Origin of the sequence: Paenibacillus sp. FSL R10-2199 (assembly GCF_038000235.1) — a bacterium.
GTDB classification, from domain to species: Bacteria; Bacillota; Bacilli; order Paenibacillales; family Paenibacillaceae; genus Paenibacillus_AQ; species Paenibacillus_AQ phytohabitans.
Genome location: NZ_JBBOBO010000002.1, coordinates 644,788 through 669,740, shown reverse-complemented (window position 1 = coordinate 669,740; position 24,953 = coordinate 644,788). Strand labels below are relative to the sequence as shown.

The 24,953-nt window shown below is 53.1% G+C and carries 16 protein-coding genes and 1 other annotated feature; of the genes, 8 read left to right on the top strand and 8 right to left on the bottom strand.

Annotated elements, in window-relative coordinates; all coding sequences use genetic code 11:
• Positions 1–57 precede the first annotated feature (57 nt).
• Positions 58–2,460, top strand: coding sequence for a type I pullulanase (gene pulA, locus NYE33_RS30875; RefSeq protein WP_341069133.1), 2,403 nt, complete (start codon positions 58–60; stop codon positions 2,458–2,460).
• An 83-nt stretch (positions 2,461–2,543) separates the two neighbouring features.
• Here the strand turns inward: pulA and NYE33_RS30870 are convergent, their stop codons facing one another.
• Positions 2,544–2,921, bottom strand: coding sequence for a MerR family transcriptional regulator (locus NYE33_RS30870; protein WP_341069132.1), 378 nt, complete (start codon positions 2,919–2,921; stop codon positions 2,544–2,546).
• Between the two features lie 173 nt (positions 2,922–3,094).
• Here NYE33_RS30870 and NYE33_RS30865 point away from each other — a divergent pair, with 173 nt between their 5' ends.
• A complete protein-coding gene (locus NYE33_RS30865; protein ID WP_076242617.1) occupies positions 3,095–3,949 on the top strand; it encodes an SDR family oxidoreductase in 855 nt (284 codons plus the stop codon).
• Between the two features lie 37 nt (positions 3,950–3,986).
• A complete protein-coding gene (locus tag NYE33_RS30860; RefSeq protein ID WP_341069130.1) occupies positions 3,987–4,931 on the top strand; it encodes an alpha/beta hydrolase in 945 nt (314 codons plus the stop codon).
• Positions 4,932–5,009: 78 nt separating this feature from the next.
• Here the strand turns inward: NYE33_RS30860 and NYE33_RS30855 are convergent, their stop codons facing one another.
• From NYE33_RS30855 to NYE33_RS30835, 5 genes are all read right to left on the bottom strand, one after another.
• Complete coding sequence (locus tag NYE33_RS30855; RefSeq protein ID WP_052421739.1) at positions 5,010–6,614, bottom strand: diguanylate cyclase domain-containing protein; 1,605 nt, start codon at positions 6,612–6,614, stop codon at positions 5,010–5,012.
• Positions 6,615–7,178: 564 nt separating this feature from the next.
• A complete protein-coding gene (locus NYE33_RS30850) occupies positions 7,179–8,351 on the bottom strand; it encodes an ABC transporter permease (protein ID WP_039310234.1) in 1,173 nt (390 codons plus the stop codon).
• Positions 8,348–9,049 carry an ABC transporter ATP-binding protein gene (locus NYE33_RS30845; protein WP_076242620.1) on the bottom strand — a complete coding sequence of 234 codons (702 nt, stop codon included), beginning with the start codon at positions 9,047–9,049 and terminating at the stop codon, positions 8,348–8,350. Before NYE33_RS30845 ends, NYE33_RS30850 begins: the two co-directional genes overlap by 4 nt.
• Entirely contained in the window at positions 9,046–10,557 is a 1,512-nt protein-coding gene (locus tag NYE33_RS30840) for an efflux RND transporter periplasmic adaptor subunit (RefSeq protein WP_341069128.1), read from the bottom strand. The genes NYE33_RS30845 and NYE33_RS30840 overlap by 4 nt, the downstream gene beginning before the upstream one ends.
• A gap of 54 nt (positions 10,558–10,611) precedes the next feature.
• Positions 10,612–13,269 (bottom strand): hypothetical protein, encoded by a 2,658-nt coding sequence (locus NYE33_RS30835; protein ID WP_341069126.1) that lies wholly within the window; start codon positions 13,267–13,269, stop codon positions 10,612–10,614.
• A 271-nt stretch (positions 13,270–13,540) separates the two neighbouring features.
• Positions 13,541–13,828 (top strand) — a binding site (T-box leader).
• A gap of 58 nt (positions 13,829–13,886) precedes the next feature.
• On the opposite strand from NYE33_RS30835, the gene pheS reads away from it, so the two are divergent.
• The 3 genes from pheS to zapA all read left to right on the top strand — a co-directional run bounded on the left by pheS (position 13,887) and on the right by zapA (position 20,117).
• Complete coding sequence (gene pheS, locus NYE33_RS30830) at positions 13,887–14,921, top strand: phenylalanine--tRNA ligase subunit alpha (protein WP_042135043.1); 1,035 nt, start codon at positions 13,887–13,889, stop codon at positions 14,919–14,921.
• A 382-nt stretch (positions 14,922–15,303) separates the two neighbouring features.
• Positions 15,304–17,748 carry a phenylalanine--tRNA ligase subunit beta gene (gene pheT / locus NYE33_RS30825; RefSeq protein WP_341069123.1) on the top strand — a complete coding sequence of 815 codons (2,445 nt, stop codon included), beginning with the start codon at positions 15,304–15,306 and terminating at the stop codon, positions 17,746–17,748.
• Positions 17,749–17,945: 197 nt separating this feature from the next.
• Positions 17,946–20,117 carry a cell division protein ZapA gene (gene zapA, locus NYE33_RS30820; protein ID WP_341069120.1) on the top strand — a complete coding sequence of 724 codons (2,172 nt, stop codon included), beginning with the start codon at positions 17,946–17,948 and terminating at the stop codon, positions 20,115–20,117.
• A gap of 414 nt (positions 20,118–20,531) precedes the next feature.
• Here zapA and NYE33_RS30815 read toward each other — a convergent pair whose 3' ends face one another.
• On the bottom strand, positions 20,532–21,464 hold the full coding sequence (locus tag NYE33_RS30815) for an IS3 family transposase (RefSeq protein WP_341068915.1): 933 nt from the start codon (positions 21,462–21,464) through the stop codon (positions 20,532–20,534).
• Between the two features lie 5 nt (positions 21,465–21,469).
• Positions 21,470–21,784 carry a helix-turn-helix domain-containing protein gene (locus NYE33_RS30810; RefSeq protein WP_052421685.1) on the bottom strand — a complete coding sequence of 105 codons (315 nt, stop codon included), beginning with the start codon at positions 21,782–21,784 and terminating at the stop codon, positions 21,470–21,472.
• Between the two features lie 716 nt (positions 21,785–22,500).
• On the opposite strand from NYE33_RS30810, the gene NYE33_RS30805 reads away from it, so the two are divergent.
• Together NYE33_RS30805 and NYE33_RS30800 are read left to right on the top strand one after the other, a co-directional pair.
• A complete protein-coding gene (locus NYE33_RS30805; RefSeq protein WP_341069117.1) occupies positions 22,501–23,493 on the top strand; it encodes a sugar-binding protein in 993 nt (330 codons plus the stop codon).
• Positions 23,490–24,923: a sensor histidine kinase gene (locus NYE33_RS30800; protein WP_341069114.1), complete on the top strand. Its 1,434-nt coding sequence runs from the start codon at positions 23,490–23,492 to the stop codon at positions 24,921–24,923. The genes NYE33_RS30805 and NYE33_RS30800 overlap by 4 nt, the downstream gene beginning before the upstream one ends.
• Positions 24,924–24,953: the final 30 nt, after the last annotated feature.

Below are 24,953 nucleotides of genomic sequence, written 5' to 3'. Positions count from 1 at the left end.
AAATAGAGTGATCAGTTTTCGGCCGGATGGCAGAGAGCATTAGGATGGTGAATATGAATGAGCAGCAATTATATAAATGCAGAATCAGTAATGGAGACCTATGAAGGCAAAGACCTCGGCTTAACGTATTCTGCGGAGTACAGTATGTTTAAAGTCTGGGCGCCGACCGCGTTTGCAGTATCGCTGGTGCTGTATGCTACCGGCGGGAATGGCATCTCAGCCGGTCATACCGGAGATTACAAGGACAGCGGCCGGATTATCAACATGCAGCGCTCAGACGGTGGAATCTGGGAAGTCAGGGTTTCCGGTGATCTTAAGGGCAGGTATTATATGTACCGGGCTGTATTTGCGGACGGAAGCATCAATGAAGCTGCAGACCCTTATGCAACGGCTGTATCGGCTAATGGTGTGCGGACGGCGGTCATCGATTTGCAGGATACGAATCCGGCTGGCTGGGATCAGGACACTTCTCCTGTTCTGCCGCATCCGGCTGATGCTGTAATTTATGAGCTGCATGTACGTGATTTCTCGGCTCATGAGGGCTCGGGTCTTACCCATAAAGGGAAATTCAAGGCGTTCACTGAGATGGGACTGCGGGATACTGCGGGTCATGCACTGGGCATAGACCATCTGGTTGAGCTGGGGATTACTCATGTGCATCTGCTGCCGGTATTCGACTTCCAGACGGTAGATGAGCTGAAGGCTCCCGGTGAAGCACCGAGATCTCCGCTATTCACAGACTACAATTGGGGCTATGACCCTCAGCACTATAATGTACCAGAAGGCTCATACAGCACAGACCCGGCCAGTCCGCCTACCCGTATCCGTGAGTTCAAGGAGATGGTGCAGGCCCTGCACAGCCGTGGTATCTCTGTCATTATGGATGTGGTCTACAATCATACGTATTCTATAGAAAAAGGGCCCTTCCAGCCGCTGGTGCCGGATTATTACTACCGCCATGACTATAGCGGACGGCTCTCCAACGGCTCGGGTGTCGGCAATGAGCTGGCTACCGAGCAGCCGATGGTCCGCAAATACATTAAAGACTCCTTGTCCTACTGGGCATCAGAGTATCATATCGACGGTTTCCGCTTCGATCTGATGGGATTGATGGACAGTGTGACCATGCGCGAGATCACGGAAGAGCTGCGGCTGGAGATTCATCCGAATCTGCTGCTCTACGGTGAGCCCTGGACAGGCGGAGACTCTCCGCTTGCCACCAAGACCCTGAAGGGTGTGCAGCGCGGCAAAGGTTATGCCGTCTTCAATGATAACTTCCGCTCTGCCATCAAGGGAGACAGTGACGGCTGGGGCAAGGGCTTCGCTACCGGAGAATACGGTAAAGAAGGTGCGGTTGCTTCCGGGATCAAGGGAGCCATACATGAGTTCACCGATTCGCCTGTAGAGACAGTGAACTATGTAACAGCACATGATAATCTCAATCTGTGGGACAAAATTCTGGCTACCCAGGGATTACGCCAGGAAGCGCGTTTATTGGAGCTTGAAAATGGCAGGCTGCGGAGCGGCGGGGATCTGGAAACCGCTGTGGAGCAGGCTGACCCGTATTTCGCGATTGATACTCTTGATGTGCTGGAGAATGAGACTGTACGGCGTTCTCTGCTGGCTAACGGAATCATTCTGACCTCGCAGGGAATACCATTCCTGCACGCCGGTGATGAGCTTCTGCGCAGCAAATACGGGGACCATAACAGCTACCGCAGTCCTGACTGCATCAATGCCATCCGCTGGGAGAACAAGAAGAAGTTCATTCCCGTCTTTCAATATTACAAAGGACTGATTGAGCTGCGGCGGGGACATCCGGCTTTCCGTCTGCATGGACGTCAGGAGATAGAGCGCAGCCTTGAGTTCCTGCGCTGTGACAGCGGAGTCATTGCCTATGTGCTGAAGAATCATGCCGGCGGCGATGGTTGGAATAATATTGTCGTGATTTACAATGCAAATATGGGACCGGTAACCCAGTGTCTGCCTGAATCCTCCGGCTGCTGGAATATCGTTGTCGATCATACCCATGCAGGAGCGGAGGCCTTCCGGCAGACGGAGAACGGCAGTATTGAAGTGGCCGGGCTGTCTATGATGGTGCTCTACGATAAATACGGCAAGCCTGAACCGAGATCCAAGGTAGTTGAAGTTCATTATGAACGGCCGGACGGCGATTACCGGGGCTGGAATCTCTGGGTATGGGGTACAGGCATTCAGGATGGACAACGGGACTTCCAGCACATGGAGGACGGTCACGCAGTAGCGCGGATCGAGGTGCTGCCAGGCACAGCGTCTATCGGGTACATCCTCCGGCTGAATGACTGGGAGGAGAAGGACGGTACCGGAGACCGCTTCATCGACTGCTCCGGCAGCGAGGAGCAGGTGTTGAAAGTAACCATACGGGAACGTAAGCTGGAGCACGACGGTGAGGCGGCTGATCCGCTGCAGCGAACCAGTTAAATAGAATAAGAGCTGATCTGTATCGTCCCCCGGGGGACGGCAGATCAGCTTTTTTTATAAGGCACACCATGAAAATTCACTTATCAGGGAAGTCTGTCAAACTTGTTTTCTTGGGCATCGATTAAAGCGAGCTTGTAATTGATCTTTTCCAGCATTTTTATCATCCGTGTTAATTGTTCCTCCACTTTGCTCTTTTGGGTGAACAGCATCGTTTTTCTCAGGTCCAGTGTACGGTCTCCGCGCTTGTACAGCTCAACGTATTGTTTTATTTCTGACAGCGGCAGCCCTGTCGAACGAAGAGCCTGAACCGTCTCAACGCACTCAATGTAGTGATCGTTGAATTGGCGGACCCCGTTTGTATCCCGGTCAACAGCCGGCAATACGCCTTCCTTCTCATAATAACGCAATGTATATGCAGTAATGCCCGTTTTCTCAACGACATCCCTAATCGTATACGCCATAAGATGTTTCACCGCCTATTGAATGTTAGAGTGACTCTAGTATATTCTACAATCCGGACTTGCCTCCAGTCCATATTATCCCTATATAAAAGGCTTGAATTGATAGATTTGACTTAGAGCCGCTTCAATCCGCTAAGCTGAGAGCAGCAACAAACTAATGAGGAGGATGTTCAATGCCCAAAACAGTGTTGATCACCGGGAGTTCGACCGGACTGGGAAATACAACAGCGAAGAAGTTTGCGAAGGAAGGATGGAATGTGATTGCGACGATGCGCAAACCGGACCAGCGCTTGACTGAGGAGAATCCCGAACGGATTTTCGTCACCGGGCTTGATGTTACTAAGCCCGCTTCCATCGAGGCGGCCATTGCGGCAGGGATCAACAGGTTCGGCCGGATCGACGCCGTCGTGAACAACGCCGGAGTCAGTATCCTCTCGATATTTGAGGCAACCCCCATGGACATTACCCGCGGGATTTTCGAGACGAATGTCTTCGGTGTCATGAACGTCATTCAGGCAATCACCCCTTATTTCCGCGAAGAAGGCGGCGGCACAATCATCAATATCACTTCAAACGTAGGTTTTGCCTCCAACCCGCTTCTGGCCGTATATGTCTCAACCAAGCATGCCATTGAGGGGCTGTCCGAATCACTCTCGTACGAGCTGGAATCACAGAATATCTCCGTCAAGCTTGTGGAACCCGGAGCCATGATCACTACGAATTTCTCATCGAACACCATGGCCGCAACTCAAAACCTGTCCGTTCCGCAAGCGTACCAGCCTTATTACGAACATATGATGAACTGTATGCTGGACTATCCGTTTGAGAGTTCAGATGAGAATCAGGCTGCAGATCAGGTGTATGCCGCTGCATGCGATCCGTCTGAGCGGCTGCGCTATCTGGCAGGTCCGGACGCTGAAGAAACAGCCGGGCTGAGATGGTCCCAGTCGGAAGAGAAGTACATGAAGACCATGCGGGAGCTGTTGGGGCAAACAGCGTGGCGAAATGGACAAGCCGGTATTCAATAAAGAATACTAATTCTGCTTCACAAAGGATGGTTGGACAATGGAGGATAAAGTACATCCGGAACTTCAAAATATGTTTGCTGCTCTACCAAAAGTTGTATATACGCGAGAGAATTTGGCAGCCCAGAGGAAAGAGATGCAGGAGTTTACTGCCGGAATGGCGGCATCTCTGCCCTTTAATGATGAAGTGCTGATCTCAGAAAGAAAGGTTCCAGGTGCAGAAGGAGCGCCGGATGTCCGCATCAAAATATACGAGCCCAGAGTGAAAAATCAATCTCTCCCGGGTGTCTTATATATTCACGGCGGAGGATATATTCTGGGGTCCGCCGATATGATGGACTTTACCCTGCAGCAGCTGGTATCAGAGCTCGACTGTGTCATTGTTTCTGTGGATTACCGGCTGGCTCCGGAGCATCCGTTTCCGGCTCCTCTCGAAGATTGCTATGCTGCACTCACCTGGTTCTCCGAAAACGCAGAATCACTGGGAAGCGATTCATCCAGAATCGCAGTATTCGGCCCAAGCGCCGGCGGCGGATTGACGGCTGCTCTCTCCCTGCTGGCAAGAGATAGAAACGGCCCTCCGATTATGTTTCAAATGCCCCTCTATCCGATGCTTGACGATCAGCTCCTTACAAGGTCCAGTAACGAAATAACAGATGACAGAGTATGGAACAGAGCCAAAAGCCAATTGGCTTGGGAAATGTACTTAGGAGAACAAGGCCAAGAATCCCTGTATGCCGCTCCGGCACGGGCAGACGATTTGTCAGGACTTCCGCCCACATACACCTGCGTCGGTGACTTAGATCCGTTTCGCGATGAAACGATTCAGTATGTGTTAAGGCTCACGCAGGCGGGTGTGCCGACTGAATTTCATTTGTACCCCGGATGTTTTCATGGGTTCGAAGAATACTTTCCTTCTGCGGAGATCAGCCAGAGAGTTGTGCAAGAATATTACACGGCTCTGAAGCATGCCTTATACAAATAAACAGCTGATTTCTTCAGCATAACAGATAGAGGGGGCGCATTCGCTATGGAATGCGCCCCCTCTATCTAAGGGCTTAGGCTATTTCGGCTGGCGGGTGTATTTTTCATCCACATTCTCGCTGTACAGATTGGCCTCATTGCCGCCATGATTCTTGGAGCGGTACATGGCCAGATCGGCGGCGCGGAGCAGATCATTGATGCTGCTGCCATGCTGTGGATAGAGGGCTACACCAATGCTGGCAGAGGTATGGAAGCTGGAGCCTTTGTTGACCGACCAGGATTTATTGAACAGCTGGAGCAGACGCGCCAGCATTTCATCTAGCATTTCCGGACTTGTGAACCGGTGCAGCACCACCGCGAATTCATCACCGCCGATGCGGAACGCCTGGCCTGAGCCCTTAACGGTCTGCTGCAGCTCCCGTGAGAGCAACTGCAGGAATTCATCGCCTGCCAGATGGCCCAGCGTATCATTCAGCTGCTTGAACCGGTCGCAATCCAGCAGGGCTACGGCAATCTCCTGCCGGCGCTCCTCCGGCTGGTTAATCAGATTCTCCATGTACATTTTGAAATGTGCCCGGTTGGGAATGGCAGTCAAATGATCATAGAAGGCCAGCTTGTGCAGCCGTTCCTCATATTGCTTGCGCTGGGTAATCTCACGCGATACCAGCATGAATTGTGCAGGGAAAGCCCGGCTTCCCGGAATAGGTGTGACTTTGGTCTCCAGCCATACCCAGTGCCCTTCTGCCGAACGCATACGCAGCTCGGAAATCCGCGGTGAAGCCTGAACTACACTCTTCAGCTTGGCCCAGGAGATCTCGGCTTCGCGGATATAATTGGAGAGAGGGGCGCCCTTGCTTGGAACATACCCAAGTACACTTGAATGTGATGGGGATGCGTACAGGATCAGGCCATTGTGATCGGTCAAAATAATGAAATCGGACATGGTTTCGCCGATCAGCTGGTATAGTGATTTCTCTTCCAGCATTTCATTCTGCAATGAGATGAGTCTGCGGCAGAGATAAATAATAACCAGGACCAGCAGGAACAGGAATACTGAATAGACGGCAAACAGCGAGCTTTTCAGATTCTTGAACTCGAGAATAACCTGCCGGGCATAGCTGTCAATCAGACCCTCGGCGGTATCCAGCGTCCCCCTTACCTGGGTGAGCTGGGTATGAACGGCCAGCGGGGAGTAGGCCGCGGGGTTCCAATCACTCTGAACCCGCTGCGAGATCAGTTCCCTTCCGCTATCCTTCCAGAGCTCTAGTGAGGTCTCGAACTGCTCCAGCTCACTTCTCAGCTCACCCAGCAGCAACTCACTCTGCTTCATTCCATTGTATGGACTCTCTACAGAATCCAGATTATAACGGGCAGTACTGACCCGCTGCTGCGCCTGGGCATTATTGTCCTCGAACTCCTGCGAGAGCACACTGCGCTGCGCATCGGTTATATTGCCGCTGAGCGAAGTCTGAAGCGCGATGGCAGACTGATGCAGATCACGGTCGGCATTCAGCACGAGCTCGGAGTTCTGGTATACATCACTGTATAAGGAATCCGATAGTTTATTCATCGTATAATTCAGATATAACAGGGAGGCAACGCTGACGCCAACCAAAAGAACGGAGATGGATGTGAATAATAGGATTAATCTGCGTGTACTTGTGATTTCGGAAAAAACTGCCACTGTCATCCTCTCCCCGCATAGAACTTTGCGAATCTCATTGGTGTACCTTGGGTGCATGCGGAATTTATCCTTATGCGGCAAATGGCTGTTTGCTGGCATGATAAAGAGAGTTTATGTTAGCGAGTCCTAAAAGCAGGGGAAGAAGGAGGGAAATGAAAGAAAAAATCCCGGTTTAACCGCGGTTTCTTTTCACCAGTATATAGGACTACCTTCATGCAGAGCAATTGCTGAAAAAAATAATAAGCCTCATCATCTCCTGCTGCCGGGTTTACGGGTCGTCAAGCGAACCGGGAAACCGGGAAGGAAATTGCTTGAGACATATAACGTGCTACTTATACGAAGATTTATGTATAACTGACTACTATAAGTATTCTACCCTTGAGACCTATTACCCACATTTATTGCAAACGATACCCTCCCGGGATCAATTAAAAGTTAATTTTGCTGAAACAGCTCCAGTTTACCCGGAGGGGTTGGATGGAACAGGAAAATCCGCCAGCCTCAACCAAATGTGAGACGGACGGATGGAGTAAATAAGATATAAGGCTCGTTAATACAGGAATGCTAATCGTTTCGCAGCGCGTAGATAGGCCGCATTCTGGCTGCCTTGTTAGCAGGGATCATTCCGAAGACAACTCCGATGATCAGGGAGAATGTGAAGGAGATCAGGACCATGTTCCAGGATGTCGCCACATTCATGGTTGTATATTTCCCCACGGCCCAGCTGGCACCAAGCCCCAGCCCGACTCCGATCAGGCCCCCTGTTCCGCTTAAGACTACAGACTCAATCATGAATTGCATCATGATGTTGATTTTTTTGGCCCCGATTGCCTTGCGGATTCCGATCTCCCGCGTCCGCTCGTTAACGGAGACAATCATGATATTCATGATTCCTATGCCGCCGACGAACAGGGAAATGCCGGCAATGCCGCCAAGTGCCATAGAGAGCGTATCACTGGTCTCGTTTACCGTTTCCAGCATTTCCTGAGAATCGAAGACAGAGTAGGAGTTCTCCGCACCGCTGAATTTGGCATCGAGCGTAGACTCCAGCTCGGTTTTTACATCCTCCACATTATCGTTGGAAGTAGTTGTGATGGTAATCGAGCGGACCCCCTTACTCTGCAGGAACCGTTCAGCGGTTGAAATAGGAATCAGAATCTTCTCGTCGCTGGAGCCGCCGCTGGTTGAGCCTTTGCTCTCCAGCAGACCGACGATTTTGAAGCTGCTTCCGTTGAGCTGTACCTTTTGGCCCACAGGGTCATCCGTGCCGAACAGATCCTCAGCCGTATCTGTTCCGATCAAGGCTACCTTTTGACGGTAATCTGTATCAATCTCCAGCAGAAACCGTCCGGATTGCACATGGAAATCCTGGACTTCCTCATAGGCAGGTGTTATCCCTTCAACGGATACTGAAACGTTCTCGGTCCCATTCTTGGCGGTAACATTCCCCGTGATTACGGGAGATACATTCTCCACCCCTTCAATCTCTCCAAGTGCCAGAGCTTCCTCGTAGGTTAAGGAAGTCGTTGCCCCGCGTCCCATAATGTTAACCGTCAGCTGGTTGGTTCCAAGAGAGCTTAAGGATTCCGTAATCTGCGAAGTCGTACCCTGTCCTACCGAGACGAGGGCGATTACGGAGGATACACCGATAATGATGCCCAGCATTGTGAGGAAGGCTCTGATTTTACTGCTGAGAATACTTTTAAAAGCCATTTTCATGCTTTGATACAACATCATGAGTGGGACACCTTCCGATCCTCAACGAGATCCCCGTCCTGAATCCGGATAATCCGTTTGGCCTGCTCGGCGATTTCAAGGTCATGCGTGATTAGAATAATAGTATGTCCCTGTTCATTAAGCGCCTTGATCATCTCCAGAACTTCCTTGCCTGTCTTGGAATCAAGCGCACCAGTCGGTTCATCGGCAAGCAGGATAGGAGGAGTGCCGGCAAGGGCGCGGGCGATTGCCACACGCTGCTGCTGACCCCCGGACAGCTCGGACGGACGATGATCAATTCTGCTCTCCAGGCCTACCCTGACCAGAGCATTGCGGGCAACCTCTCGGCGTTCCCGGTGAGACATTCCCCGGTAGATAAGGGGCAGCTCCACATTCTCTACTGCCGATAATTTCGGCAGCAGATTGAAGTTTTGAAAGATAAAGCCGATTTTCTCGTTGCGGATCTGGGCCAGCTTGTTGTCTGACAGCTTGCGGATTTCCTGGCCGTCCAGGAAATAATCACCTTCATTAGCAACATCCAGGCATCCCAGCATGTTCATTAGGGTCGACTTGCCCGAGCCTGAGGGTCCGATGATCGCAACAAACTCACCGTAATCGATGTTGAAGGTCAGGCCCTTGAGTATCGCCATTGATTCTCCGGCCATGGTATAGCTGTGCTGCATGTTCTGAACCCGGATTAACGGTTCGGAGGTGCTCATCGTCCGCCACCGCCTCCGGAGAAGCCGCCTCCGCCGCCCGTCATTCCGCCCCCAGCACCGCCGCCAGTGAAGCCGCCGGTCATTCCGCCGCCGCCGAAGCCGCCGCCCATACCGCCTTGCATCTGTGTCTGCTGGGTGGAAGTGTTGCCTGTAGAGATCACAGTAGGAATGATCACTTCATCACCTTCATTTAAGCCGCTCACGATTTCGATGCTGCTCTCATTGTGGATGCCTACCTCTACGGCAACCCGTTTCTGGCCGGATGCTAAGCTTGCTGCGGTTCTGCCGCCGGATGCGCCGCCCGGGAACTCGCCTCCGCCGTAGCCGCCACCACCGCCGCCGCCGTAACCGCCGCTGCGCATGCCCCGGCCGCCGGTCTGGCCTTCTCCGCCTTGCCATTCACCGCTAGGAGGGCCGCCTGCCACATCACCGCCCGGAGCCTGACCGCCCGCCGCATCACCGCTCGGAGCTTGCCCGCCTGCCGCATCACCGCCCGGAGCCTGACCGCCCGCCGCATCGCCGCTCGGAGCCTGACCGCCTGCGGCACCGCTGTCCGTTGCCGCAGATTCTCCGCCTTCGGTCACAGGTACATTCACGTAGTATTTGCCGTTCACTTCGGATACCGCCTCGATCGGCACGGTCAGAATATCATTTTTCTCTTCAATGGTAATCGCCACTTCTGCGGACATGCCGACCAGTACTCCCTCAGAGTTATTCAAGCCTACAGTGACATTGAACAGGGAGACGCCGTTTGAGGAGGTTCCTTCCTTGGCGATATCAATAACCTTGCCGGCAAACTCTTTATCCTCAAGCGCATCCAGCGTAATCGTTGACACCTGATCCAGCTTGATCTGAGGAATATCCAGTTCATCCACCTGTACAGTTACGCTCAAATTAACGTAGTCAGTCATGGTGAACAGCTCTGTACCATTCTGAGCCTGTTCGCCGTCCGTAATATTTACAGCTGTAATCGTTCCGTCGATAGGAGCCGTTAACGGATCTGGCGGAACCATATCCTCATAGATGGCAGCAATGGAATCCTGTTGATCGGCAATATCGCTTTTGGCTTTATCAATAGCTGTTTTTGCCGATTCCAGCTCTTCATCTGTAGCATTATTCATCGCGATCGTTTTGTAGTTTTCCTGCTTGTTCGTAAGCTCGGTTTTGAGGTTCTCCAGCGATTTGTTGGCTTCCTTCAGCTTGTCGTCGAAATCGCCCGCCACAAAGGTAATCAGCACATCGCCTTTTTTGACGACATCGCCTTTTTTAACCATGACTGTATCCACTTCACCGGCTTCTTTGGTGCGGATGCTCTCACTGTTGATTGCCGAAACGGAACCAGAGCCGGAGACACCAACGAGGATATTTCCCTTGGTCACCGTTGAGGTGTTCATGGGAGCGGCATTGACCTGCGGGTTCTGATCCGGCCATAATACATAGCCCAGAATACCTGCAATAGCAATAACAACAACGGCTGAGGCGATAATCATTTTCTTCTTCTTTTTCATTCCGATCCTCCATCTTACTCAAATAATATAAGGGGCCAGGTGTACCTGAGAATCTTAAGAACCGCTTGCTTCGGTGCTGCCATTGCCTGCGGCCGCTGTAGTGCCGGTATCCGTAGTTGAAGCTGCTTTGGTCACAACATCGACGGAGTAGACCTGTCCGCCAAGCTCTGTCCGCTGGCCTTGGAATTCGTCGTACAGAGTGAGCTTGTAAGTGCCTCCGCTTAAGTTCTTGAACAGTGAGTTGGTAATGGTCGTTGTGTAGGAGCCATAAGTTCCTACTGCCAAATCCGTTCCAAGGGACAGCGTTTTCTCGAAATATTGTCCATACGGGTCAGTAATGTGCAGAATCAGCTTATGGTCGAATGCTCCCATCTGGTAAGTTGTATCCCGCGAGAGATTGTAGTTAAATGCCAATGCAAGACTGGTAGTGCCTGATGTAATGGTGCCTGTAGAATTTGATATGGCCAGCGTGTAAGGATACAGGGACACAGAAGTCAGGTTACCAGCAGGCGTAGGCACCACAGGAGCCAGTGTCAGTGCTGATGTATTCACATAAGCTGTAGCCGCGGTTCCGGCTGAAGTCAGCTTACCGTCTGCAATCTCCTGGCTGACATACAGCTGGAGGCCGTTTGTGTCCACGGCAGCCGGTATATTAGCCCAGAAGTTAACCAGAGTCTTGCCTGCCGGACTTGTGGAACTCTCCGACTGGATCGCAGTTGCCTCGAAATACTGTCCGTCTGAGGTTTTGAATTGTCCATACAGCCGGGAGAGGTCAGTCTGCCGGGTTTCTTCACTGTTCATTTCTACTTCACTGTATATGAGGTTATTGCTGGTTCCGCTGTATACAAGGGTTGAACGTTCCTTCACACTGGCTTTTTTGCCGGTCGATGTAATCTTGAACGATTCACCCACAGCCAGAGGCGTAATACCGCTGCTAAGCCCATCCGTTGTGCCAAGGGAGAGGAACTGGGTAGTGCTGGTGCCGGAAGTTTCTTGAAGAATGATCTGGGCCTGGCTGAAATCGAGCGTATAAGGCACGCGGGCAAGAACCGAGACTTGCGTGCTGGCTCCAGGAGCAAGAACCGTGCTGGTACTCTCCGTATATAGCTGTGAGGACGAGCTCAAATCCGTCAGGTCCACTTTCAGCACACCGGTAAGTGCAGGCAGAGTAATTGTTTTGGAGGAATGATTGCTGATGGTGACCTTAGCCTGTACGATATCTTCGCTGCCCCACGGCAGACGCTGCAGGGAATTCAGTGTGACGCCGAAGGTGCCGTAGCTGTTGGTAATGCTGTTCTCTGTAGTGATATGAGTGTTGCCCGCCAGGGAATAAGGGATTTTGAAATAGGCTACAGGCAGTATTACTTTACTTGAACTGGTGCTGGTCTCACTGCTGCCATTGCTGCTGTTGCTGCCGGTGCTACTGGTGCTACTGGTGTTACTGATGCTGCTGCCCGCAGGGGCAACCATTTGCAGTTCGAGCGTATCCTGAGCCAGCTCAAGCGGAACGCTGGCGGTTAGTTCAATCAGCTTCTCTTCCAGCGGCTTCAAGGTAAGGGAGCTGAACGCAGTCGTTGTTACCGGGAAGGTATAACCTTCAGCGGATTTGACAGCAAGCTCATACGCAGGCAAAGTCACTGCTTTGGTGCCGGCATTTCTAAGGGTGAGCTGATAACTCCATACGGCATTGCCATTGTCTGCATGCACACTTGCGTCCGCGAGCTTCATGTCTACAATATTGCTGTCGATGGAGATTTTCTTGGTATAGCCGGCCGCCACGGTGAAATCAGCTGTACCCGCAGCAGGAAGGGAATAGGAGGAGACCGGAAGATAGAGCTTCAGCCCTTCATCCAGCTTGGCGATCTGCAGTGTCATCTTGGTGACGTTCATGTAGGAGGGAATCTCAGTCATATAGTAGAGCGTCTTCTTCTCCTGGGGCTGAACCTTGTATTCAGAGCTGCTGTCATCCAGCGTGAGCGTGAAGGTAGAGCCGCCCGAGGATTTCAGGTATAGGCTGTAGCCAGGGTCTGTGAGTACTTTGGTGCCCAGATTCGTTATACTGAGTCCAACCTTGGCATAGACCTTGCCGTTATATTTGTAGATTTGTGCAGACTCAGCTTTGGTGTTGACCGGTATGCTGCCAAGTTCAACTTTGCGGGTCTCACCCGTAAGGGCGGACAGCGAGTAGTTAGAAGGAACGGTAAAAGTGCCTATGCGCTGTTCATAATTGGCGGCACTGAAGTTCCAGCCGTACATGTTTACTTTAAGCCCTTTGGCCGAGGCGGCTGTTCCAATATTCGCATAATATGTAATGCTGGTGCTCTGCTTCGCAGCGATTTTTTTGACAGCACTATCTGCGCTGACCGGGATTCCCTTGATGATGCTTCCGCCGGTAGTCACAATTTTGGAGAAATAGTCAACCAGATTGACGCTACTGCCAGCATTGTTAGTATAAGTGAGTGTATAGATGAGAATATTACCTCCGGTTTGGCTCTGAATGCCTACATGGCTCAGCTTCACACTAAGCGTGGTGCCGAGCTTGATTGCGCTGAGGCCTGTAAGACTGGAGACTTCCGTTACTGTGGCAGCTGTTTTGGCAGTGGTTGTACTGGCCGAGGCAGCAAACGCCGTGGTTCCCGCGCTCCCCGCGAGTTGACTTGCAGCAAATGTACTGAGTAACAGCAGAACAAATGCTTTTCTTCGTTTAAGCATGAATTTCCCTCCCTGTATAAAAGCCGATACTATTCAAAAGCCGCCCTGTTCTAATGAGGACAGCCAGGCTTATCTCAAAAGGGAAAATATCAAATTCGGCTGAACGTTCGCTGAAAAAAAGCCCCCAAAACCGCACTGAAGCTTAAAGGAAGCTTAAAGGAAGATAAAAATTAACCTAAAATTGTGCAACTTGTCAAAAGCGCCGTTATTGCATATAATAAATAGACATATCTTCCGAACTGGAAGATCGAATGTATTTGACACAATCCGCATAAATGCATTGATGGAGAAGAGTACGCAGTGCCTGGCTTACAGGGAGGAAGCGCCGCAGATTGAGAGCGTTTCTAAGAGAGCAGAGCTGCCGAAGTTCACTCCGGAGCAGTTCCCTGAATTCCATTCAAGGCTTCCTTGAGGGACACAGTAGGGGATACCGGCCGCAGACCGTTATTTCTGTTAAAGTGAGACAGGTCTCCGCCGGTCCGAAAGAGGGAATATTGCTCTTAAGGGAAGCGTCGCAGCTGTCTAACAAGGGTGGTACCACGGTCTTTTCGTCCCTTTACCGGGAGGAAAGGCCTTTTTTTGTTGACAATACGAGATTTAAGGGGGCAGTACAAAGCATGAAAGAGAAATTGGAAGCATTGAAGGCCGAGGCATTGGCTAAGCTGCAGGAGGTAACCGATCCGCAGATTCTGAATGATTTGCGCGTCAAATACCTTGGCAAAAAAGGTGAGCTTACGGAGGTTCTGCGCGGTATGGGCGGACTCAGCGCGGAAGAACGCCCGGTGATCGGCCAGGTGGCCAATCTGGTGCGCAGTGCCATTGAAGAGGTAATCGGCTCTAAGCAGGAAATCTTCCAGCAGCAGGAGACACAGAACCGCCTGAATGCGGAGAAGGTCGATGTGTCGCTGCCGGGCCGCGGCCTGCCGCAAGGCGGTATTCATCCGCTGAACCGCGTAATTCAGGAGATTGAGGATATTTTCATCGGCATGGGCTACCGGATTGAAGAAGGTCCGGAAGTAGAGACAGACTACTATAACTTCGAGGCTCTGAATCTGCCGAAGAACCATCCGGCCCGCGATATGCAGGATTCCTTCTATTTAACAGAAGATCTTCTGATGCGCACACAGACTTCTCCGGTGCAGGTCCGCACCATGCAGGCTATGAAGGGCGAAACTCCGGTCAAAATCATCTGTCCGGGCAAAGTATTCCGCCGCGATGACGACGATGCGACCCACTCCTTCCAGTTCCATCAGATTGAAGGCCTGGTTATTGGCCGCAATATCCGCATGAGCGACCTGAAGGGCACCCTGCTGCAGTTCATGAAGGAGATGTTCGGTCCTACAGCAGGCATCCGCCTGCGTCCGAGCTTCTTCCCGTTCACCGAGCCGAGTGTTGAGGTAGACGTGAGCTGCTTCAAATGCGGCGGCGAAGGCTGCCGTCTCTGCAAGCAGAGCGGCTGGCTGGAAATCCTCGGTGCCGGCATGGTACATCCGAATGTGCTGCGGATGGGCGGCTACGACCCTGAGATTTACAGCGGCTTCGCTTTCGGCGTAGGCGCAGAACGGATCGCGATGCTGAAGTACGGCATCGATGACATCCGCTACTTCTACACGAATGATATGGGTTTTGTGAAGCAGTTCAAGGGGATTTAGAGATTTGGCGGGTGTGCGGGGTGCGTGGGGCCGAAAGGGTTGCAGTAGATTTTGAATTGCTGTTTCTATACCTGTTAAAAATGAACCGGAGGGGAATTTTGGAACTGTAGGAGCGGTAGCGTCCGCCTGAAAGCTTTCCACAGGAAAGCTCACTTCGGAAGCATAAGCAGTCACCGGATTTCAACCGTGAAAAGCGGTATAAATGAAGAAATCTGGGGACAACAGCGGCTGGAAGTCCAAATATTCTCTGTAGGAACACTGCTTTACAGAAATTTTAATAGAACGAAGTTGGCATCGTGGCTTGTTCCTTATCCGTTTCCGCAAGCCAAGCATAGGGCGGCATGGAGATATATACATCTGAAACAAAAGGAAGTGTGCGAAAATGAAAGTATCAACCGCCTGGCTGGCTGATTATATATCGCTGGACGGGGTGACCGCTGATGAACTCGCGGACAAAATCACTACCGCCGGCATTGAGATTGACGGAGTTGAACGCCGTAACAAAGGGATTTCCGGAATCGTAACCGGCTATGTGAAATCCAAAGAAAAACATCCGGACGCCGACAAGCTGAACATCTGCATCGTGGATGCCGGACAGGGCGAGGATCTGCAGATTGTCTGCGGTGCCAAGAATGTCGCAGCGGGACAGAAGGTTCCGGTCGCACTGGTTGGCGCTAAGCTGCCCGGACTGGAAATCAAGAAAGCTAAGCTTCGCGGCGTGCTGTCGCAGGGGATGATCTGCTCGGCCAAAGAGCTGGGGCTGAACGACAAGCTGCTGCCCAAAGAGCTTCAGGAAGGCATTCTCGTATTGCCTGAGAATACGGAAGTCGGCCAGGATATTCTGAAGGTGCTTGGCCTGAACGATGAGATCCTGGACTTCGATCTGACCCCTAACCGCTCCGACTGTCTGAGCATGATCGGTGCTGCTTATGAAGTGAGCGCAATTCTGGGCCGTGACCTGCAGCTGGCAGATCCGGCGGCAGAGCTTGTGGAAGCAGGCGGACGGGCAGCGGATTCCATCACTGTCAATATTGAAAATGAAGAATACTGCAGCCATTATGCAGTGCGTTATATTGCCGGAGTGAAGACAGCTCCATCCCCGCTGTGGATTCAGAACCGCCTGATGGCGGCCGGGGTACGCCCGATCAACAACATCGTCGATATTACCAACTATGTGATGCTGGAATACGGACAGCCGCTGCATGCGTTTGACGGCGATCAGCTGGCAGGCGGAACGATTGGTGTACGGTTCGCTCATGAAGGCGAGCTGCTGACAACACTTGACGGCCAGGAGCGCAAGCTGGAGCCGCAGATGCTTGTCATCGCTGACGGGTCAGGAGCTATCGGCCTGGCTGGCGTTATGGGCGGATTATCGACTGAGGTTACAGCAAATACCGTCAATATCGTATTGGAATCCGCCAAATTCGACGGCGGGACTGTACGCAAGACCTCGCGTCAGCTGGGTCTGCGTTCTGAAGCTTCCCAGCGCTTCGAGAAGGAAGTCGATCCGAATGCCGTCATTCCTGCACTTAACCGTGCAGCTGCTCTAATCGCCCGCTATGCCGGCGGCTCTGTGCATGAAGGTATTGTTCAGGCAGGCAGTGCCTCTGCCGGGGAGAAAGTACTGACCCTGTCGCTGGAGAAGCTGAATCAATATCTGGGTACCGAGCTGTCTTTGCTGGAAGTGAAGACCCTGTTCGGCCGTCTGCACTTCAAGTGCGGTGATGCTGCCCAGGGAATCGTTGAAGTTCAGGTTCCCACGCGGCGAGGCGACATCAGCTATGATGTGGATCTCATAGAAGAGATTGCCCGCCTGTACGGATATGACAACATCCCGACAACCCTAATTGAAGGGACTACTACACCGGGGGCACTCACCAGAGAGCAGTTCCTGCGCCGTGAGCTCCGCCGCCTGCTGGCTCTTGGCGGGTATCAGGAGGTTATGGGCTATTCCTTCATCCAGCCGGAACAGAGCAAGCTCTTCCCGGCACTTGCGGACGGCAAGCTCTCCGTGAAGCTGGCGATGCCGATGAGCGAGGAACGCAGCGTGCTGCGTACCAGCCTGCTGCCGCAGCTGCTGGACATTGCCCTCTATAACACCAACCGCCGTCAAGGCGATCTGGCGCTGTTCGAAATCGGCAATGTTTTCTTCACCGATGAAGAAGTGCTCACCCGCCAGCCCGGTGAACTGCCGGTACTTGGACTGCTGCTGAGCGGCACCCGTGCTGCCAAGCAGTGGAACGTAGCGGCTGAGCCTGTAGATTTCTTCGATCTTAAGGGGGCGCTTGAAACTGTATTTGCCCACCTTGGCCTTACGGACCGCATAATCTATGAAGGGGATGCTCCTGAAGGCTACCATCCGGGACGCTCTGCTTCGGTCTACCTGCTGCAGGCTGAAGGCCGCGATAAGATCGGTACCATCGGACAGCTGCATCCGGAACTTCAGCGCCAGATGGATCTGGAGGATACTTATGTAGCTGAAGTATTGCTGCAGCCGCTATATGATGCGGCGCGTGCCCAACTACAGTACAGTGAGCTTCACCGCTTCCCTGGGATGGAACGGGATATTTCGGTAGTTGTAGACGCAGAAGTTCCTGCAGGGCACCTGATAGCTTCCATCCGTGAACATGGCGGAACACTGCTGCAGAATGTGCAAGTGTTCGATGTCTACACCGGCGGCAAAATGGAAGCTGGAAAGAAGAGCGTAGCCCTCTCGCTGCTGTACCGTCATACGGACCGTACACTTACCGATGAAGAGGTTGTGGAAGTGCATGACAGAGTCGTTTCTGCTCTGGAGCAAACTTTTGGCGCAGAATTAAGAAAATAGCAGGAATTGTGCAAAGCCGCAGCGAATCCATTTAGAAACCGATTCGCTGCGGCTTTGCTGTACCCTTGTGAAGTACGGAGTCCGGTTTAAATCTATGAAATGAACACGTTTTTTTTGCCAAAGGTTAAGGAATAACGCTACAATAGCAGTAAGGAAATCAGCTTAGAATCCGCACACATACAAAGGAGGGCACAACTGTGGCTATGGACCGGACTCGTGTCGCCGTGGAGATATACGGAACTTCCTATAAACTTGTCGGAAGCAGCACTGAATATATGAAGCAGGTTGCCCGTTATGTCGATGAGCATATGCGTGCAATATCCAAATCACATTCCAGACTGGATACCCCGCGGATCGCGGTGCTTGCAGCTGTACATATGGCAGAGCAGGCTATCCAGGTTCAGGATTTCAAGAATGAATTGAATATGCTGACCGGTGAACGTACCGAGCTGCGCGTGGAGGTATCACGCCTTCAGGAGGCGCAGCGCGAACGGCAGGAAGAATACGAGAAGCTTGAAGCGGCTGCCAAGGAAGAAGCGGCGCGGCTGATTGCCGCCGTGGAAGAAGAACGCGCGAGGCATCTGGAGCTGCAGGAGCAGGAACGCCAGATGCACGCACAGCTGCTGGAGGAAGAGAAGCAGGCTGCTGCTTCCAGCCGCGGGCAGCTGACAGATGAACTGCAGGCGCGCGAAGCGGAGCTGAAAGCGCTGCGGGAGACTTACGAAGCAGAGCAGGCTGCAAGCCGCGAAGCTTCAAGACAGGAGCTGGAAGCTGCTGAAGCTTTACGGCTGCAGCAGCTTGAAGAGCTGAAGGACGCTCATCTGCAGGAGCTGGAGCAGCTTCGGGAGACACTGACCCGTGAGAAAGCGGAGACGTTGGCAGGGCTGGAGCAGGAGCTGATCCAGACCCGGGAGTCTATGGGCAGTGAGATTGTTGAGATCCGTACCACCTTGAGCAAGGAGCTTGCCGATACCAAGGCAGCACTCACCAGTGAGCTCAGCGGAGAGCGCGAAGCGCTTGAGAAGGAGCTGGCCAAGAATAAGGAGCTGCGGCAATCCCAGGGGACGCAGGAGCACAGGCACAAGCAGCAGCTTCAGGAGCTGGAGAAGCAGCTTGGTGAGCTGCGCGGCGGAACCGGGCAGCTGCAGTCCCGGCTGCGCGCGGCGGAAGCCGGGCTCAAAGGCGAGCGCGATGCGCGCCTGACGCTGCTCGCGCAGTACGAAGCTGTGCTGAAGCGGGAAGAGCAGCTTGGCGAAGAGCTGCGCCTTGCGGCAGAGCAAGGGCAGCAGCATAGCGCAGAGCTGGAGGAAGTGCGCCAGCGTTACGTCCAGGCGCAGGATGAAGCAGCCGGACTTAACAGTGCGCTGCAGGAAACAGCGGACAAGCTAAGTGCAGCACTGGAAGAACTGCAGACTGCCAATGAGCTCAGCGGTCTGCTGAATGATGAGCTGGAGGGGCTGCGCCAGCGTTATGAGCTGACGCAGGAAGAAGCGTCGTCTCTCCGCAAATCTCTGCGGGAGACGACGGATAATCTGAGCCGGACACAGGCGGAATTTGACCGTACCGCGCTTGAAGCCAGCTCCTGGCAGGAGCTGGCGAACAAGCATATGGAGGATATCGGCGAGCTGGAGATGAACCTTCTGGAAGCCGGGGAGAAATCGGCAGCGCTGCAGCGTGAAGTCGAGACCCTCCGCGGACAGGCGGATGGAATGGTGCAGCAGCTTGACCTGGAAGCCCAGCTTCGTGCTGAGGCAGAGCAGGAAGCTGCCCTTCATCAGGAAGCGGCAGAGGCAGCCCGTAAGGAACTGGCGGCGCTGCGCGGCCGCTACGAAGAGCTGATCGCCCAGTATGATGAAATTCTGCAGGATGGCGAACAGCTGAAGGAACGTTATGAGCTGCTGGAAGCCGAAGGCGAGGAAACTGCACGGCGTCTGGAAGAGCTGTACGAGGCGGGCCGCGAAGCTGCCGCAGCGGCGGCGGAGCAGCAGGAAGCGCTCCGTGAGACCAGGGAGTACGAAGCTTCATGGAAGCAGAAGTACGAAGAGCTGCAGCAGCGCGAGCAGCAGTGGAGCGAGCAGGAGGCGAAGCTGCGTGAGGAGATTGAGATCTGGCAGCAGGAAGCCGGGGATGCTGAAGCCCAGGCGGAATCCGTGAGCCGCTCGCGCAGTGAGACTGCGCAGCAGCTTGGGGAGATCGGCGAGAGCTACGAGCTCGTCCAGGGCCAGCTGCGTCTGGTTCAGGCCCAGTTCGAGCTGCAGCAGGGTGAGCTGGACAAGCTCTCCCAGGAGCACCGCAGCCTGCAGGCGGAATATGCCAAGCTGCAGAGTGAATATAATGAATGGATTCAACTGATCGAACAGGACAGTTGAATGGCGGATGCATTAACGAAAGAGCTGTTTTAAGCAGGGTGCTGCTTGGAACAGCTCTTTTGCTTTTTAGGGGGGAGTCCCACCGAGTCCACCTGAAGTGAATGGTAAGGAGAATCAAAGCAACCTTGATTTCTTCAGAAGCGGACCAAAGGGCGGGAATGAAGAGCCGAAATGCACCGGAATCCGCAAGTAGATAGGCGGCAGGCTAAGTAGATGAGCCGAATGTATGCGAAAAACCGAGTACAATGTGCGTCCGAGAGCGTAGATGAGCCGAATGTGTGTGAAAAACCGAGTACAATGCGCCTCCGATAGAGTAGATGAGCCAAATGTATGCGAAAAACCGAATACAATCGGTGCGACCCCCTTATCCCGGAGTCCTCCGTATAAAATCAGTACTTGTTGTAGATATGCTCTTTATTTCGCTTTTTCTCTCGGCCAGAAGAAGCGGGAGCGGTCTTCTAGGGTCAGCACCCACTCTGCAAAGGTAGCTGGCGGCAGGTTACGAAGGCTCGTATGCATTCTGCGATTGTTGTAAAAGTCCATGTACCGGTCCACCGCTTCATAGGCCTCTTCGAACGTTTCGAATGCCTCTTTGCGGAACAAATCCCGATCGATATTACTGTGGAATGATTCAATAAAAGCATTTAAATCCGGCGTTCGAGGCGGAATACGTTCATGGGTCATTTCCCAGCTTTCACACATGTCGCCAAACAGGTGGCTGATGAACTGTGGGCCGTTGTCGGTGCGGATCACAGGGCGAGCGCCTTCAGGGGCGCAGTGATGCTCCATGGCGCGCGCCAGCGTCTGGCAGGCGTGCTTGGCCTCACACGACGATCCCCGGTGGTAGCCGACGATGACACGGGTAAACACATCGATAATGCTCAGGACAAAGAAATGCCGGTCACGTCCCTCCACATACCCGTATTTAATGTCCATCTGCCAGAGCTGGCTCGCTCCTGTAATGACTCGGTTCTCCGGCAGCTTCCGGGGATGCTTAAAGCGCTTCTGACGCTGGGGCTGCAGGATATCCAGCGCCTGACACAGCCGGTAGCTTTTCTTGTGATTGAGCTTCAACCGGCGCTGGTTCCACAAGCACTTGGCCAGGAGTTTGTACCCGTACACGTGCTCTTCTCCAGCGATTAATTCCAGCAGCCATTCCTGGATCTCCTCGTCACTAATCTTTTCCCCAGACTCGTTAAAGGAGTAGCCTGGCTGGGGTCTTCCACGCCCCCTTTGATCGGCCTTTGGGGACAGTGACCTGCGTTTCTTACGGTCGTAGTACGTGGACTCTGCTAGCCCCATGAGACGCAGTACCAAAGCTGCGGTATTCCCCTGCTTAATGAACATGTCGGCTACCTCGATTTTTTCGGATAAGCAGGGGTTGGCTTTTTTAGCAGTTCACGCAGAATCTCAATCTCTAACTCCTTTTCGCCGAGTATCTTGACGGCCTTCTCGTATTTCTGCTCCACTTCCAGGAGGCGCTTCAGTTCCTCCACCTGCTCCTGGGGATACGGATGATCTTGTTCCCCATGGGCCCCTCGGTAATCTCTCACCCACTGATTCACCGTCGCTGGGGTCACCCCATATTTTCGGGCAACCACCGCTGCCTTAATGCCAGACAACACCTCTTGCGCTGCCTTCTCTCTTGTTCCCGTTAAGTGTCCCATTGTGTTCATCCTCCTCCTGTATTCAGTCTACATTTTTATGGGGGAGGACTCCAACTTCATTAGGGGGCTGTGGAGCAATGCGCCTCCGATAGAGTAGATGAGCCAAATGTATGCGAAAAGCCGAGTACAATGCGCCTCCGAGAGGGTAAACGAGCCGAATGTATGCGAAAAACCGAATACATTGAGCCTCCGAGAGGAGCAGAAGTGCCCCTGAATCCGCCGAAAGCGGGCATCAGGCGGGAATGAGGAGCAGAAGTGCCCCTGAATCCGCCGAAGGCGGTCGACAGGAGGAAAAGAGGAGCAGGAGTGCCCCTGAATCCGCCGAAAGCGGTCGGCAGGAGGAAAAGAGGAGCAGAAGTGCCCCTGAATCCGCCGAAAGCGGTCGACAGGAGGAAAAGAGGAGCAGAAGTGCCCCTGAATCCGCCGAAAGTGGGCGGCAGGAGGGAATGAGGAGCAGAAGTGCCCCTGGATCCGCCGGAGGTAGACGGTGGAGGGGACTGAGGAAATCATAAATCCCTTTTGACTCTCGTAATGGGCAAGTGGAGATAAGCCAAACACTGGTGTGCCGCTTATTCCGTCATCGGGCGGGTTTGGCCGCGATTAGGCAACTCCCGCAATTAATGATTATGAATGTATAGGTTTCACATAATAAGCTATTCATAAATTAAATATTGCAACCGTTTACAACTCGGGGTAGGATGTTGATTGAGGTGAGCATGATGGATAAAAAATGGGTCAGCGGCGCGGGGGTTATTGTGCTTTTTCTGCTGCTGGCATATCTGTTTATAGACTTTGCCAATCATTCAGGCCGGATGGGCAATATTGTCAATGAATTAAGCGGGCATCCCGGCGGGGATAATTCGGGCTATCATATTGTGCTGATTGAACAGGAGCGGTACCATCCGTACTGGGAAATGGTCGAGAAGGGTGCCAAAGAGGCTGCTGCGAAATACGGAATTGATATCGAGTTCACCGGCCCGGTGCGCAATAACATGGAGGAGCAGATCAGCCTGCTGGAAAAAGCGATTGCCGCACAGGCGGATGCGATCATCGTGCAGGGGCTGAACGACGAGAAGTTCACCCCCGTAATTGATAAAGCCGTGAACCGGGGGATTCCGGTAATCACCATTGATACAGACGCTCCGGCGAGCAGGCGGCTGGCTTATGTTGGGACCGACAATGTTGCAGCCGGCGAGGCGCTGGGCCGGATGGTGGTGCAGACGACCGGCGGTAAAGGGAAGATCGGCGTGATCATCGGCAGCGAGCTGGCCAAGAATCAGGTTCAGCGTCTGAACGGCCTCAGTAATATTGTGAAAAATTACAGCGGCCTTGCAATTGTGGATGTCCGCAGCTCCAATATCTCGCATATGGAGGCAATCCAGCAGGCAGCCGATATGCTGCGGCTTCATCCGGAGATTGATGTGATGGTCGGCACCAGCTCAACGGATGCGCTGGGAGTACTGCAGGCCTCCAAGAGCCTGAAGCGTGTCCCGATGACGATTATTGGCTTCGATAACCAGGCAGAGACCCTTGCTGCCATCAGCCGCGGGGATATCACGGCCACAGTGGCACAGCAGCCTTATCTTATGGGGGCTACGGCCGTGCGGCTGCTCCATGAGCATTTTCAGGGATTGCAGCTGGAGTCCAAATACTTCACCGGCGTGAAGGTGCTGGACAAGTCTAATGTGCAGGAGGGAGAGAGCCTATGAGTATCCGCCATAAGCTGCTCATCTGCATTCCGCTGCTTGTGCTGCTGATGAGCTCTGTCTCTTTTGTGCTTTTTGAGAGCGGAAAGAAAGTGCAGGAGAGCTACCATCTGATGATGAACCGGATCATGCTGTACAAGGAAGTATCCTATGAGGTAGGGGAGAATATGCGCTCCTTGAACCGTTTCATTATGCAGGTGGACGCGGACAGCTTCCCGGAGGTGCAGAAGCATCTGAGCGCTGTGCAGGAGCTGCGGGCGAAGCTGGACGGAATGGCGACCATCGGGGGAAGCGGCCTTCCGCTGATGAACTACAGCCATATCATTGATACGTTTCTGGAGCAGGCCGGGCAGATGATTACAGAGATTGATGGTCAGGACTCCAACACACTGGCCGGTGCCTATATCGAGGCGGAGCAGACGCAGCGGTTCATCCGCGAGGAAGCACAGGAGCTGGTTGACCTGGAACTGGACCAGTACAAGCCGATCTATGCGGAGATCATGTCCACGACGGCCAAGCTGAACCGGCTGGGGAGCCTGCTGGTAATTACCGCTGCGCTGCTTAGTATCTGTATGGCGATCTGGCTGTCCGGGAGCATCACAGGACCTATCCGCCGCCTCGTGGCCACCGCCAAGCAGATCTCCAAGGGGAGGATGGATACGAAAGCGCCGGAGAGTGTTAACAACGATGAGATCAGCATCCTGTGCCGGGCTTTTAACGGAATGATCGATAATATCCAGGAGCTGATGAAGGAGAATATCAAGAACGTGGAGAAGGACCGGCTGGTCAAGGAGCTGGAGCTGAAAATGCTGCAGAGCCAGATCAATCCGCATTTTCTGTTCAACACACTGAATTCCATCGCCAAGCTGGCGTATCTGGAAGGAGCGGCAAGGACCAGCGATCTGACGGTATCGGTATCCCGCCTGCTCCGGTATAACCTGCAGAAGCTTGACCAGGCTGTACCGCTGCGCGAGGAAGTAGAGCATGTGAACGAGTATATTAACATTCAGCGGGCCCGCTTCCGTGACCGGATCGCTTTTGAGATGGATATTGATGAGCAGGCGCTCGGCGGAATGATTCCCTGCCTGACCCTTCAGCCGATCTTCGAGAATGCTTTTGTCCACGGGCTGGAGCAAATGGAGGAGGGGGCGGTGCTGTCACTGTCGATCCGCTACCGGAACGGACTTGTAGAGATTGAGATCAGTGATAACGGTGTGGGCATGAACCGGGAGACTGTAGCGAGGCTGATGGGATCGATCGAGGAAGAGGCCCCGTATTTCAGCGGTAAAGGCCAGTCCACCGGACTTGGGACACATAATGTATTCAAACGTCTGCATCTGTTCTTTGACGGGCAGCAGCTGATCGAGATTGACAGCAGTGAAGGGCAGGGGACGGCGGTGCTGTTCAAAGTACCCTTCCGCACGTCTGCCTGAGCCGCAGGTGAGAAAGGAGATAGATTTACT

What these genes read in the sequence shown, in the direction of transcription:
- pulA (WP_341069133.1), top strand. Translation starts at nt 58, where the DNA reads ATGAGCAGCAATTATATAAATGCAGAATCAGTAATGGAGACCTATGAA.
- NYE33_RS30870 (WP_341069132.1), bottom strand. Translation starts at nt 2,921, where the DNA reads ATGGCGTATACGATTAGGGATGTCGTTGAGAAAACGGGCATTACTGCA.
- NYE33_RS30865 (WP_076242617.1), top strand. Translation starts at nt 3,095, where the DNA reads ATGCCCAAAACAGTGTTGATCACCGGGAGTTCGACCGGACTGGGAAAT.
- NYE33_RS30860 (WP_341069130.1), top strand. Translation starts at nt 3,987, where the DNA reads ATGGAGGATAAAGTACATCCGGAACTTCAAAATATGTTTGCTGCTCTA.
- NYE33_RS30850 (WP_039310234.1), bottom strand. Translation starts at nt 8,351, where the DNA reads ATGATGTTGTATCAAAGCATGAAAATGGCTTTTAAAAGTATTCTCAGC.
- NYE33_RS30845 (WP_076242620.1), bottom strand. Translation starts at nt 9,049, where the DNA reads ATGAGCACCTCCGAACCGTTAATCCGGGTTCAGAACATGCAGCACAGC.
- NYE33_RS30840 (WP_341069128.1), bottom strand. Translation starts at nt 10,557, where the DNA reads ATGAAAAAGAAGAAGAAAATGATTATCGCCTCAGCCGTTGTTGTTATT.
- NYE33_RS30835 (WP_341069126.1), bottom strand. Translation starts at nt 13,269, where the DNA reads ATGCTTAAACGAAGAAAAGCATTTGTTCTGCTGTTACTCAGTACATTT.
- pheS (WP_042135043.1), top strand. Translation starts at nt 13,887, where the DNA reads ATGAAAGAGAAATTGGAAGCATTGAAGGCCGAGGCATTGGCTAAGCTG.
- pheT (WP_341069123.1), top strand. Translation starts at nt 15,304, where the DNA reads ATGAAAGTATCAACCGCCTGGCTGGCTGATTATATATCGCTGGACGGG.
- NYE33_RS30815 (WP_341068915.1), bottom strand. Translation starts at nt 21,464, where the DNA reads ATGTTCATTAAGCAGGGGAATACCGCAGCTTTGGTACTGCGTCTCATG.
- NYE33_RS30810 (WP_052421685.1), bottom strand. Translation starts at nt 21,784, where the DNA reads ATGGGACACTTAACGGGAACAAGAGAGAAGGCAGCGCAAGAGGTGTTG.
- NYE33_RS30805 (WP_341069117.1), top strand. Translation starts at nt 22,501, where the DNA reads ATGATGGATAAAAAATGGGTCAGCGGCGCGGGGGTTATTGTGCTTTTT.
- NYE33_RS30800 (WP_341069114.1), top strand. Translation starts at nt 23,490, where the DNA reads ATGAGTATCCGCCATAAGCTGCTCATCTGCATTCCGCTGCTTGTGCTG.